Consider the following 13,197-nt stretch of genomic DNA (forward strand, 5'->3'; position numbering starts at 1 on the left):
CGTCTTCCTCTCTAGAGCTGGTTGCCCAGCTTCTTCTCGCCCTCATCGGCGCGGGTGTACGAGAAGCCGTCGGCCCCGATCGTCACGGCCATCTCGGAGCTGTCGGTGCGGGCGACGACCGGCTGCGGGTCTCCGTCGAGATCGAGCACGAGCGAGGCGTCGGTGTACCAGGAGGGAACCACGGGGTTGCCCCACCAGTCCCGCCGCTGGTTGTCGTGCACGTCCCACGTGATCACCGGGTTGTCCGGGTCGCCCGTGTAGTAGTCCTGCGTGTAGACCTCGACCCGGTGTCCGTCGGGGTCGCGGAGGTAGAGATAGAACGCGTTCGAGACGCCGTGGCGGCCGGGACCGCGTTCGATCGCATCGGACCGCCGGAGGGCGCCGAGCTTGTCGCAGATCGCGAGGATGTTGTGCTTCTCGTGGGTCGCGAAGCACACGTGGTGCATGCGGGGTCCGTCGCCGCCCGTCATGGCGGTGTCGTGCACGGTGGGCTTGCGGCGCATCCACGCGGCGTACACGGTGCCCTCGTCGTCCTGGATGTCCTCCGTGACGCGGAAGCCGAGGTCCTGCATGAACTTCACGGCCCGCGGGACGTCGGGGGTGACCTGGTTGAAGTGGTCGAGGCGCACGAGCTCGCCGGGGATGTGCAGGTCGTACCGCCATGACATCCGCTCGACGTGATCGGACCGGTGGAAGAACTCGACCGGGAAGCCGAGCGGGTCGACCACCCGCACCGAATCGCCGACGCCCTTCACGAACCCCTCGGGTGCACGCCGGACGTCGCAGCCCAGCTCGGTGTAGAACTCCACGGCGCGATCGAGGTCTTCCGGGGTGCGCACCCGGTACGAGAACGCCGCGACCGCGGCGACCGGGCCGACACGGAGCACGAGGTTGTGGTGGATGAACTCCTCGGTCGAGCGCAGGTAGATCGCCTGATCGTCCTCCTCGGTCACGTACAGGCCGAGGACGTCGACGTAGAACTGGCGGGAGGCCGCCAGATCCGTCACGACGAGCTCCATGTAGGCGCAGCGCAGGATGTCGGGCGGCAGGCTCGTCGGCGTGGCCACCGGGTTGTCGGTGCGGATCGGCGCCTCCTGCGAGACGTAGTATCCGGCGGAGGTCAGGGTCATGTCTTCGCGGTCGGTCATGTCAGCGTCCTTGCAGATCAGAGCGGGCAGTGTCAGTTCTTGCCGAAGGTCGGATTGTGCGCGCCGCCGAGCGTGATGTGCACGCTCTGCTGGTCGGTGTAGAAGTCGATCGAGCGGTAGCCGCCCTCGTGCCCGAGCCCCGAGGCCTTCACGCCGCCGAACGGGGTGCGCAGATCGCGCACGTTGTTGCTGTTCAGCCACACCATGCCCGCCTCGACGGACTGCGAGAAGTTGTGCGCGCGCGTGAGGTCGTTGGTCCAGATGTAGGCGGCGAGCCCGTACTTCGTGTTGTTCGCGAGCGACAGCGCTTCCTCATCCGAGTCGAACGGGGTGATCGCGACGACCGGTCCGAAGATCTCCTCCTGGAAGATCCGGGCATCGGGGGAGACGTCGGCGAACACGGTCGGGGCGACGAAGTTGCCCTCGGGGAAGCCCTCGGGGCGTCCGCCCCCGGCGACGAGCCGGCCCTCGCTCCTGCCGATCTCGACGTAGCTCATGACCTTGTCGTAGTGCTCCGGGTGCACCAGCGCGCCGACCTCGGTCGCCGGGTCGTGCGGATAACCGACCTTCACGCGCTTCGCCTGCGCGGCGTAGCGCTCCACGAACTCCTCGTAGATCGAGCGCTCGACCAGGATGCGGGACCCTGCGGTGCAGCGCTCGCCGTTGAGCGAGAAGACACCGAAGATCGTGGCATCGACCGCGGCGTCGAGGTCGGCGTCGGCGAAGACCACGGCAGGAGACTTGCCACCGAGTTCCATCGACAGCCCCTTGAGGAACGGAGCCGCGTTGCCGAAGATGAGCTGGCCGGTCGAGCTCTCACCCGTGAACGAGATCAGCGGCACGTCGGGGTGCTTCACCAGGGCGTCGCCGGCGTCCTCACCGAGACCGTTCACGAGGTTGAAGACGCCCTGGGGGAGTCCGGCCTCTTCGAAGATGCCGGCCCAGAGGGAGGCCGACAGCGGCGTGAACTCGGCGGGCTTGAGCACCACGGTGTTGCCGGTCGCGAGCGCCGGGCCGAGCTTCCAGGACTCGAGCATGAAGGGCGTGTTCCACGGCGTGATGAGCCCGGCGACGCCGATGGGCTTGCGATTGACGTAGTTCATCTGGCGCCCCGGCACCTTGAACGCGTCATCCGACTGCGCCACGATCAGGTCGGCGAAGAAGCGGAAGTTCTCGGCGGCGCGACGGGCCTGACCGAGCGCCTGCGTGATCGGCAGGCCGGAGTCGAACGACTCGAGCTCGGCCAGCCGTGCATCGCGGGATTCCACGATGTCGGCGATCCGGTGCAGCACGCGGGAGCGCTCGCGGGGGAGCATGCGCGGCCAGGGGCCCTCGGTGAAGGCGCGGGCCGCCGCGGCGACGGCGCGGTCGATGTCGGCCTTCTTGCCGGCGGCCGCGGTCGTGTAGGTCCGGTTGGTCACCGGGTCGAGCACGTCGAAGGTGTCGCCGTCGACCGAGTCGACGAAGGCGCCGTCGATGTAGTGCTGGATGTGGTCAGGAAGATCGGCGGGGATGCGCGAGTCGGTCATGATGCTTCTCCATGGAGTCTGTGGGAACGGGCGTGGAGCGCGTCGAGGAAGGCATCCCTCGTGCGGAGGCGGTGGTTGCGGGCGGCGAGCTCGATCTCGAGCGGGTCGGCGCCGTCGCGGATCAGCTGCAGGATCTGGGTGTGCTCCTCGACGGAGTGCTGTGCGCGGCCGGGGACGTAGGCGAACGTCGAATCGCGGATGCCGGAGAGCCGCGACCAGCCGCGGTGCACGAGATCGAGCAGGTGCGGGTTCGGGCACGGCTCGAACAGCACCGAGTGGAAGCGGCGGTTCAGCTCGGTGAAGGCGTGGGCGTCGAGATCGCCCAGCATGCGGGTCATCCGCTCGTTGACCTCGGCGGCGGCGTCGAGAGCGCCGGCGTCGAGGAAGGGAGCGGACAGCGCGGTCGCCGCCCCCTCCACGAGACCGAGCGTCTCCATGGTGTGGGCGTACTCGCTCTCGTCGACCAGGGTCACGCGAGCGCCGACGTTGCGTTCGAAGGTGACCAGACCCTCGGCTTCGAGCCGGCGGATCGCCTCGCGGACCGGAACGACACTCATGCCGAGCTCTTCCGCGAGCGATCCGAGCACGAGCCGGTAGCCCGGACCGAAGGTGTGGCTGGAGATGCGGGAGCGGATCCAGGTGTAAGCCTGCTCCGACTTGCTCGTGGTGGCCACGGTGCTCACGACCGCTCCGCGCTCGCGGAGCGATGGTGCTCGTATCGCGCGCGCCATTCCGCGTTCATCGGGAAGAGGCCGTCCACCGGGTGGCCCGCCGCGACCTGCTCCGCGATCCAGGCGTCCTCGATCTCCTGGGCGACCGCGGCATCCGCGACCTCCCGGGCGAGCGACGGCGGGATGACGATCACGCCGTCGCTGTCCCCGACGATGATGTCTCCGGGCTGCACGGCGGCGCCGCCGCACGCGATCGTGACGTCGACGTCCCACGGCACGTGCTTGCGCCCGAGCACCGAGGGGTGGGCACCCTGCGAGAACACCGGGAGCCCGATCTCGGCGACCGCCGCGAAGTCGCGCACCCCGCCGTCGGTGACCACGCCGGCGGCGCCACGGGTCAGGGCACGGAGGGCGAGGATGTCGCCGAGCGTGCCGGTGGTGGCATCGCCGCGCGCTTCGATCACGATGATCTCGCCCTCGTCCACGGCGTCGAACGCGCGCTTCTGGGCGTTGTAGCCTCCGCCGTGGCGGGCGAAGAGGTCTTCCCGGAACGGCACGAACCGCAGCGTCTTGGCGGTGCCCACGATCTTGGTGCCGGGGATGTTCGCGGAGACGCCGTCGATGAAGCACGCCAGGTGGCCGCGCTTGCGCAGCTGGGCGGAGAGTCCCGCCGTCGGTGCCTCGAGCAGCGCCGCGCGCAGCTCGGGGGACAGTCGGCCGTCACCCGCTTCGGACGCGGGGGCGGGGGCGGGATCCGGTGCCGGCGCGGGGGCAGGATCCACGGCATCCGCGGGCAGGCCGGCCGCTTCCCGCGAGCCCCAGGCTTCGGCGCGCTGCAGATCGTCGACCGCGGGGAGTGATCCGAGCTCGCCGTCGAAGGGGGCCTCGCCCTGGGTGACGGTGGTGACCAGGCGGCCTGACGTGGGGGCGCCTTCGGCATCCGGCGCATCCACCTCGATCTCGACCACGTCACCGGGCACGATGACGGAGGAGCCGGCGGGAGTGCCGGTGAGGATCACGTCCCCCGGCTCGAGCGTGAAGTGCTGCGAGAGGTCGGCGACGAGCTGGGCCAGCGGGAAGATCATCCCCGCGGTGGTGTCGTCCTGGCGCAGCTCGCCGTTGACCCAGGCGCGCACGCGCAGCGCCGTCGGGTCGACGCTGCGGGCGTCGATCAGCCTCGGGCCGAGCGGGGTGTAGCCGTCGCCGCCCTTGGACCGGACGTTGGAGCCCTTGTCGTTCGCTCGGAGGTCGTACAGCCCGAGGTCGTTCGACGCCGTGACGGCGGCGACGTGCGCCCAGGCGTCGGCGAGGCTCACGCGACGGGCCGCGGTGCCGATCACGAGGGCGATCTCGCCCTCGAAGGCCAGCAGCTCGGTGCCCGCGGGGCGCTCGACGGTGCCGCCGGTGGATGCGACGGAACTCGCCGGCTTGAAGAAGTAGGAGGGAGCAGCGGGGCGTCGTCCTCGTTGATCGGCGCGGGAGGCGTAGCTCAGATGGATCGCGATGATCTTGCCGGGGCGGGCGATGGTATCCGTCACGGGGCGCCTCCTCGCGCTGTCGTCGACGCCTTGTGCGTCGTATTCGAAATCATATATCATCGCTTCAACCCCCGGCAAGCATCGGATCTCGATCCCTCGCAGGCCGTGACAGTGCAGTCACAGACAGAAGGAGACACCCCATGAGCGGGCAGTCACAGGTGGGATTCACCCCCACCGGAACCATCGCCTCCGCGATCGATCGTCGCCGTGTGGTGTTCGCCACCGTCGTCGGAACCACCGTCGAGTGGTACGACTTCTTCATCTACGCCACCGCGGTCGGGCTGGTGTTCGGACAGCTGTTCTTCGAGCCGCTGGGCGCCAACAGCGCGCTGATCGCCTTCGCGACCGTCGGTGTCAGCTTCCTGTTCCGTCCGCTCGGCGCCTTCCTCGCCGGTCACTACGGAGACAAGCTCGGACGCAAGACCGTGCTGATGTGGACCCTGATCCTGATGGGTGCGGCCACCGCTCTCATCGGCGTCCTGCCCACATACGAGGCGATCGGCATCGCCGCGCCGATCATGCTCGTGCTCCTGCGCATCCTGCAGGGCATCTCGGCGGGTGGCGAGTGGGGCGGCGCGGTCCTGATGGCCGTCGAGCACGCCCCGCGCACCAAGCGCGGCATCTTCGGCGCCTCGCCGCAGATCGGCGTGCCGCTCGGACTCCTGCTCGCCTCCGGAGTCATGGCGATCATGACCGTCGTGGCCCCGGGCGACCAGTTCCTCGAGTGGGGCTGGCGTGTGCCGTTCCTGCTGAGCGTCGTGCTGATCCTCGTCGGCTACTACGTGCGCCGCAAGGTGGAGGAGAGCCCGGTGTTCACGGAGCTCGCCGCGCGCAAGGAGAAGGCGCGCATGCCGATCGTGCAGCTGTTCCGCAAGCACGCGCTTCTCGTGATCATCGCCGCCCTCGTGTTCGCGGGCAACAACGCCGTCGGCTACATGACCACGGGCGGGTACATCCAGAACTACGCCACGAACCCCGAGGGTCCGATCGGGCTCGAGCGCGGGGCTGTGCTCTGGGCCGTCGCGGGCTCCGCCGTGACCTGGCTGATCACGACGCTTCTCGCCGGGTGGGTGTCCGACCGCATCGGGCGTCGCACGACGTACATCATCGGCTGGGTCCTCCAGCTGGTGGGTGTGTTCACGCTCTTCCCGCTCGTCAACACCGGCCAGATCGGTCTGCTGTTCGCCGGTCTCGCGATCCTGACGATCGGCCTCGGTTTCACGTACGGCCCGCAGGCGGCGCTGTACACCGAGCTGTTCCCGGCCAGCATCCGCTTCTCGGGCGTCTCGATCTCGTACGCGATCGGTGCGATCGCCGGTGGTGCGTTCGCGCCGACCATCGCGACCGCGATCGTGCAGGCGACCGGCTCGACCCAGGCCGTCACGTGGTACCTCGCCGGGATGACGCTGCTCGGCCTCGTCGCGACGCTGCTGCTGCGCGACCGCTCCGGGATCCCGCTCGGACCGGACCACGAGGACGAGCAGTCGGTCAGCCCGATCCGCGGCCTCGCGAAGGCCTGACGGGGCGCATGATGAGAGCTCACGGAAGGAATCGATGACGATGCAGTTCCACCACCACGGCTACGTGTCCGGAGACCCGCGCGTGCAGAACGCCGCCGGGGTCGGGCTCGATCGCCCGGACGGCCTCCCCGACACCGTCGACGTGCTGATCGTGGGCTCCGGGCCGGCCGGCATGCTCCTCGCGGCGCAGATGTCGCAGTACCCCGAGGTCACGACGCGACTCATCGAGCGGCGTGAGGGGCGGCTGGTCCTCGGGCAGGCCGACGGCATCCAGCCGCGCAGCGTCGAGACCTTCCAGGCGTTCGGGTTCGCCGAGCGCATCATGGCCGAGGCCTACAACATCGGCTGGATGAACTTCTGGGGCCCCGACCCCCAGAACCCGCGGAACATCGTACGGACCTCGCGCACCGCGGACTACGCGTACGACATCTGCGAGTTCCCGCACCTGATCGTGAACCAGGCGCGGGTGCTCGACTACTTCGCCGAGGCCGCCGCCGACGGACCCGCGCGCATCGCGCCCGACTACGGGGTCGAGTTCCTCGGGCTGACGGTGCGGGAGGAGGGCGAGTATCCGGTCGAGGTGCGCGTGCGGCAGGTCGCGGGGGAGTACGCCGGCCAGGAGCGCACCCTGCGGGCGAAGTACGTCGTCGGCTGCGACGGCGCGCGCAGCGGCGTGCGTCAGGCCATCGGCCGCACACACGTGGGGGCGAGTGCCGCGCACGCCTGGGGTGTCATGGACGTCCTGGTGAACACGGACTTCCCGGACTGGCGCACCAAGTGCGCGATCAACTCGCAGGCCGGCAACATCCTGCACATCCCCCGCGAGGGCGGCTACCTCAGCCGGGTCTATGTCGATCTCGGCGAGGTCCCCGCGGGCGACGACCGGCGGGTGCGACAGACCCCGATCGAGGACGTCATCCGCAAGGCCAATGAGATCCTGCACCCGTACACGCTCGAGGTGAAGGAGATCGCCTGGCACAGCGTCTACGAGGTCGGGCATCGGGTCACGGACGGATTCGACGACGTGCCGCAGGACTCGGACCGCACCCCGCGCGTCTTCCTCACCGGCGACGCCTGTCACACGCACAGCGCCAAGGCCGGGCAGGGCATGAACGTCTCGATGCAGGATGGCTTCAACCTCGGATGGAAGCTCGGTTCCGTGCTCACCGGACGGGCACCCGACACCCTCCTGTCGACGTACGGAGCGGAGCGGCGACCGGTCGCGCAGCAGCTGATCGACTTCGATCGGGAGTGGTCCTCGTTGATGGCGCGGAAGCCGGAGGAGATCTCCGACCCGAACGAGCTCGCGACCTACTACCTCGCCACCGCGGAGTTCCCCTCGGGGTTCATGACCCAGTACACGCCGTCGATGATCACCGGCTCCGACGCGCATCAGGCGCTGGCGGGTGGATTCCCGCTCGGCAAGCGTTTCAAGTCGGCCGAGGTGGTGCGGGTCGGCGATGGCAACGTCATCCACCTCGGGCATCACGCGAAGGCCGACGGACGCTGGCGTGTGTACGCGTTCGGCGACCGCTCGGGCGAGGTCCTCGCGGCGTGGGCCGCAGAGGCGGAGCCGCTGTTCGCGCGGTTCACCCCGGTGGATGCGGACGCGGATGCGGTGTTCGACGTCAAGGCTGTGTACCAGCAACCGTTCGAGGAGCTCGAGGTCACGTCGGCTCCGGCGCTGTTCCGACCGCAGTCGGGCCCGCTGGGGCTGACCGACTGGGAGAAGGTGTACGCGGCCGGGCCCAGCAAGTGGACGGAGACGGACATCTTCGCCGCGCGCGATCTGTCACGCGACGGAGTGGTCGTCGTCGTGCGCCCGGACCAGTACGTCGCGGCCGTCCTGCCGTTGAGCGACACGATCGAGCTCGCGGAGTTCCTGGAAGGCGCGCTGTTGCCGGCATCCTGATGCCGCGGGTCGGCGGGTGTGCCGTGGGCCGCGGGTCGGCGGGTGTGCCGTGGGGGCGGAGTTCGCGCCGTGGGGCGGAGGATTCGCGGGCGAGCCTCCTCCCGACGCCGTGACCTCCTCCTGACGTGGCGGCGGCACGGTGTCGAAGCGGCACAGGGTGGTGAGATGTCGGTGCTCCGGCGTACCGTGAGCGCGGAGGGGCGACGGCGCCCACCAGGAGGAGTGCGTGATGGACTGGAAGATCGAGCTCATCTTCGTGCCGGTGTCGGATGTCGACCGGGCGAAGGACTTCTACTCGAAGATCGGCTTCCATGCCGATCATGATCAGACGCCCATGGAGGGGCTGCGCTTCGTGCAGTTCACGCCACCCGGGTCGGCCTGTTCGATCGCCTTCGGGACGGGTCTCGGCATCCGCCTGGAGCCGGGGCAGCAGAACACGATCCAGGTCGTGGTGCCGGATGCCGACGAGGCACTCGCGCACTTGCGCGGTCTGGGCGTGGAGGCTGAGGGCGTCGACGAGCAGGGTTGGGGCCGGTTCGTCACGTTCGCCGACCCCGATGGCAACACCTGGACGCTGCAGGAGCTGCCGAGCTACGACTCCTGATTCCCCGGATCGTGCGCGTCGTCGGTGTCAGCCGTCATCCGCGACGATCTCCACTTTGAATCCGGTGTCGTTCTCCAGCCAACAGGCGTAGTGGTCCGGCCCGCCGGCATGCGGATACCGCTCCTGATAGAGCGGTCGCCAGCCGTGGGCGGGCGCGCTGGTGACGAGTGCGTCGACCTCGGTGCGCGTCCGTGCACGGAACGCCAGGTGGTTGAGTCCGGCGCGACGGCGGTCGTGCACAGGGTCGGAGAGGTTCGGTGAGACCACGAGGGTGAGATAGCCGCCGTCAGCAACCCAGGACTCACCTTCTTCCCATTCGCTGTGTAGCGAGAAGCCCAGATGCGTGAGCAGCCAGCGCCAGTCCGTGTGGATCTCGTGCACGCTCGACACCCACAACTCCACGTGATGAAAGCCCGCCATCCCCCGAGTCTGTCAGGCGATCGCGGGGATGCTGCGATCGCGGGGTGGGCGCGGTGGGGTTCAGCCGGTGAGGGTGGTGGGGAGCAGGGGGCGGGGTGTGCGCCATCGTCGGGCGGGGTCCCACCACGCCGGGCCGCGCACCAGCGGGGTCCCGTTGGTCATGCGGATCTCCCACCCGGAAGTGTCGAGGGTGCGGTGATGGTGCCAACACAACGCGACACCGTTGTCGGTGTGGGTGGGTCCGCCGCGGGCGTGTTCGTCGACGTGGTGGATCTCGCACCAGGATGCGGGGACGTGACATCCGGGGATGAGGCACTCTTTGTCGCGGAGGGTGATGGCTCGTCTCTGGTGGATGGTGAAGATGCGGTCGGTGACTCCGATTCCGATGATGCGGCCGTCGGGGTCGAACAGCACCCGTTGCACGGTCCCGCCGCATGCGGTGTGTGCGGCGGTGGAAACCGGCACTGGAGTGTCGATGCCGTCGACGTGCGCCCAACCGCGCCCGGTCGCGTAATCCTCCGCCGTCACGGACACGGTCAGTGTCGGTGCGGCGCCGCCGAGACGGGGCATATCGTCGTGCCGCGCCGCGATTCCGAGCGCCGCCGCGAGGGCGTCGTGCTGTTTCTGCGGCCGGGTGCGGGTGTCGATCATCCCGCCGTCGTCACCCGACGGAAGGGTGACGTCGTCCTCGAACTTGTCCGCACCGAACCGGTCGTTGTCCGAGGCGTCGCCTTCGTCGTCTGAGGGCGTGAACTGCACACCCGGGAGGGGTGGTCCGTCGACTTTCGGGTTCAGGTAGGCGTCCCAGATCCGTTGCATCTGCGCGGCGACTTCCGGGAGCAGGTCGCCGTGGAGCGGGATGAGGCCGTTCTTCTCCCGCCCGAATCGCACTCCGCGGCCCCGCATCGCGGTCTCCGTGAAGGGTTTCGCGCCGTCCGGGTCGAGGTACGCCATGATCACGCGGGCGAACAGTCGCAGGTCTTCCGGGGTCGCCGGCGGGGCGACGTCGCCATCGACGGCATCCTTACCAACGGCGTCGTCGCCGCCGTCCGCCGCACCCATCCCGCGGGCCAGGTCCGCCAACTGCGCGTCCGCCTGCACCCGTTCCTCGACGGTGATCCGTCGCCCCGCCGTCAGAATCGGCCCCGTCGCGGCCGCGAACCCCGACACCCCGATCACGCCATCCATGAGCGCCTCCCGCAGCGCCGGGAACAACGCCGGCTGCCACCCACCCGTGGAGAAGTTCAGCTCCCGGTGCACCCCGGCGGCGACCTTCACCACTCGTGCCGCTTCCCGCCCGTCCACGCGCAGCACCCGTTGGAGCAGCTCGTTCATGGTCGCGCAGCCGAACAGCCCGCAGAACCCCGGAGTTCCCGACCCGGCCGGAATCGACGGCACCGTCGCGACCGTCTCGACCACCACCGCATCCACGAGCCGCTGGAGCTCACCCGCCTGCCGCAGCAACTCCATCTTCTCGGCATCCGACAGGGCCGCGATCGCGTCCGTGGGCACACGACCACGGCCTGTCACGACCTGATCGATGATCCCCGCAGCACTGTTCATACCCCACAGTCAACCCCCGACCACCGACATTCAGACCCCGAAAAGCCCAGTTCAACGCAGTATTCCAATACTCCAATCCACCCGGCCCGAAGAGTGTCGAACCACCCCTTTCTGCGCACACAACACCCCCACCAATGACGCCATCCCCTCGCCCGCCCACCCCACGACCCCGGCACGTAACCGCCCTCCGTCCGCCCCACCCGCACCGCGTTCACCCCTGCGCCACGAACCGGTCATCCGTCGCTCCTACTCTCCCGAGGCATCCCCGCTCTCGAAAGGACCGCTGTTCATGACCTCCCCCTCCCGCCGACCACGGAGAGGGCTTCTCGCCCTTCTCGGTGCGGGCGCCGCCCTCGCCGGCCTCCTCATCGCTCCGCCCGCCCACGCGGCCGACTCCGCACTGTCGCTCGACACCGCCAGCATCCGCAGCGACGAGACGGTGTCGATCACCTTCGACGCCGGTGACGCGGTCCACGACCGCAACTGGGTCGGCATCTACCGCGACGGTGCGACTCCCGGTGGTCCGGCGTCCCTCGACTGGCGCTACGTGCCGGAGGCGAGCGGCGAACTCCGCTGGGGCCCCTCCGACCGTGAGGGATGGACCCGGAACACCGCGACCGTCGACCCGGGCGACTATGACGTCTATCTGCTCGAAGACGACGGCTACACCGTGCTCGCCGGCCCGATCGACCTCGCGATCACCGGCGAGGGCATGGAGCCGCCTCGGCCGCCGGCCGAACCCAAGCCCGAGGTCGACGGGGTCAGCAGCCTGAACGTGCTCACGTTCAACGTCTGGCACGGGGGAACCCAGGTCGCCGACGGCGCGCAGCAGATCGCCGACATCATCCAGGAGACCGACGCCGACGTCACTTTCCTCCCCGAGGTGGGACAGGCCCCGGCGCAGGTCGCGGCGCTGCTCGGATACGACCACTTGATCGCCACGGACACCGGCATCGTCTCGCGCTATCCGATCCTGTCCACGGACACGGTCGGGAAGTGGTGGTCGAAGGCCGTCATCGACGTGAACGGCTCCGAGGTCGTCGTCTACGGCGGTCACCTGGAGTACCGCTGGTACACGACCTACCTGCCGCGCGGCTACGGCGGCGAGATCCACGGCGACTGGCCTCCCGGCTGGAACACGTGGGACAAGCTCGACGCCCCGGTCACCGACGTCGACTCGATCCTCGCCGCGAACGTGGAATCCGGGCGTCCCGCGACCGCGGCCGAACTGGTCGCCGATATCGCGACCGAGCGGGCCGCGGGCCGGCTCGCGATCGTCGGCGGGGACTTCAACGAGCCGCCCTCGCAGGACTGGACCGAGGCGACCGCCGATCTCTTCGACCACAACGGTGTCGTGATCCCCTGGCAGACGACGCAGACGCTGCTCGACGGGGGACTGGTCGACGCCTTCCGCACCGTGCACCCCGACCCGGCCGCGAACCCCGGCTTCACCTGGCCGTCGGACAACGCGCTGTTCCCGACCTCGACCCTCACCTGGGCACCCGAGGCGGATGAGCGCGACCGCATCGACTACATCTTCGCGACGCCGGACGAGCGGTTGTCGATCGACGGTGCCTCGGTCGTCGGACCGCAGTCGACGATCGTGCGCAACGAGCGCGTCGTCGACGACAGCGCGGACGAGATCCTCACCCCGGATGCCGTCTGGCCTTCGGACCACAAGGCGGTGCTCGCGAACTTCCACATCTGCGCCGACGGCTGCGCGGAGACGGAGCCCGAACCCGCGACGGTCGCGCTGGACACCGCGTCCGTGGTGGCGGGCGGCAGCGTCACCGTGTCGGGGAGCGGCTTCACCCCGGACGCGGGACTCACGATCGAGCTTCGCTCCACTCCCGTGCAGGTGGGGACGGTGACCGCGGATGCCGCGGGCGCGTTCCGCACCTCCGTGACCGTTCCGGCCGCGACGCCGGCGGGTGCGCATCGCATCGTCGTGATCGACCGATCCGGCCGGGAGACCGAGGCCGCCCTCGCGGTGACCGCGTTGCCCGTGGTCGAGCAGCCGGGAACCGGTGACCCGGACGACACGTCCGGAGGCGGGGGCACATCTCCCGGCACCGGCACGGACGGCACCGGCACCGGCACAGGGAATGACGGCGGCCTGGCGACGACCGGCGCGGACAGCATGCCGCTCGTGGTCGCGGCGCTCCTGCTCCTGACCGCGGGTGCCGGGCTGCTCGTGATCCGTCGGCGCCGGTTCGGCTGAGCCGCGGAGTCAGAGGGCGGAGTGGCGCCGACGCGGACGATGCGTCGGCGCCGCTCCTCCCGCCCCGGAAA

The 13,197-nt window shown here is 69.5% G+C and carries 10 protein-coding genes; 4 read left to right on the forward strand and 6 right to left on the reverse strand.

Going from position 1 to position 13,197, the window contains the following annotated elements:
• Positions 1-11: 11 nt before the first annotated feature.
• The 4 genes from hpaD to ACWA14_RS04270 are packed head-to-tail and all read right to left on the reverse strand — an operon-like array spanning position 12 to position 4,886.
• On the reverse strand, positions 12-1,148 hold the full coding sequence (gene hpaD, locus ACWA14_RS04255) for a 3,4-dihydroxyphenylacetate 2,3-dioxygenase (protein ID WP_463796242.1): 1,137 nt from the start codon (positions 1,146-1,148) through the stop codon (positions 12-14).
• Positions 1,149-1,180: 32 nt separating this feature from the next.
• Positions 1,181-2,677, reverse strand: a complete 1,497-nt coding sequence (gene hpaE / locus ACWA14_RS04260; RefSeq protein ID WP_463796243.1) for a 5-carboxymethyl-2-hydroxymuconate semialdehyde dehydrogenase — start codon at positions 2,675-2,677, stop codon at positions 1,181-1,183.
• Positions 2,674-3,408 carry a GntR family transcriptional regulator gene (locus ACWA14_RS04265; protein WP_463796244.1) on the reverse strand — a complete coding sequence of 245 codons (735 nt, stop codon included), beginning with the start codon at positions 3,406-3,408 and terminating at the stop codon, positions 2,674-2,676. Before ACWA14_RS04265 ends, hpaE begins: the two co-directional genes overlap by 4 nt.
• Positions 3,357-4,886, reverse strand: a complete 1,530-nt coding sequence (locus tag ACWA14_RS04270) for a fumarylacetoacetate hydrolase family protein (protein ID WP_463796245.1) — start codon at positions 4,884-4,886, stop codon at positions 3,357-3,359. Before ACWA14_RS04270 ends, ACWA14_RS04265 begins: the two co-directional genes overlap by 52 nt.
• A 140-nt stretch (positions 4,887-5,026) precedes the next feature.
• Here ACWA14_RS04270 and ACWA14_RS04275 point away from each other — a divergent pair, with 140 nt between their 5' ends.
• From ACWA14_RS04275 to ACWA14_RS04285, 3 genes are all read left to right on the forward strand, one after another.
• Complete coding sequence (locus ACWA14_RS04275; protein WP_463796246.1) at positions 5,027-6,406, forward strand: MFS transporter; 1,380 nt, start codon at positions 5,027-5,029, stop codon at positions 6,404-6,406.
• A 40-nt stretch (positions 6,407-6,446) separates the two neighbouring features.
• Positions 6,447-8,318, forward strand: coding sequence for an FAD-dependent monooxygenase (locus tag ACWA14_RS04280; protein ID WP_463797501.1), 1,872 nt, complete (start codon positions 6,447-6,449; stop codon positions 8,316-8,318).
• Positions 8,319-8,547: 229 nt separating this feature from the next.
• Positions 8,548-8,922, forward strand: coding sequence for a VOC family protein (locus ACWA14_RS04285; RefSeq protein WP_463796247.1), 375 nt, complete (start codon positions 8,548-8,550; stop codon positions 8,920-8,922).
• A gap of 27 nt (positions 8,923-8,949) precedes the next feature.
• Here the strand turns inward: ACWA14_RS04285 and ACWA14_RS04290 are convergent, their stop codons facing one another.
• Both ACWA14_RS04290 and ACWA14_RS04295 read right to left on the reverse strand, forming a co-directional pair.
• The gene (locus tag ACWA14_RS04290; RefSeq protein WP_463796248.1) at positions 8,950-9,342 is read right to left on the reverse strand and encodes a VOC family protein; all 393 of its coding nucleotides are present in this window, start codon (positions 9,340-9,342) and stop codon (positions 8,950-8,952) included.
• 60 nt (positions 9,343-9,402) lie between these two features.
• Complete coding sequence (locus ACWA14_RS04295; protein WP_463796249.1) at positions 9,403-10,905, reverse strand: HNH endonuclease signature motif containing protein; 1,503 nt, start codon at positions 10,903-10,905, stop codon at positions 9,403-9,405.
• A 289-nt stretch (positions 10,906-11,194) separates the two neighbouring features.
• On the opposite strand from ACWA14_RS04295, the gene ACWA14_RS04300 reads away from it, so the two are divergent.
• A complete protein-coding gene (locus ACWA14_RS04300; protein WP_463796250.1) occupies positions 11,195-13,126 on the forward strand; it encodes an endonuclease/exonuclease/phosphatase family protein in 1,932 nt (643 codons plus the stop codon).
• Positions 13,127-13,197 lie beyond the last annotated feature (71 nt).

This window comes from Microbacterium sp. TW_SC_2 (genome assembly GCF_055361165.1).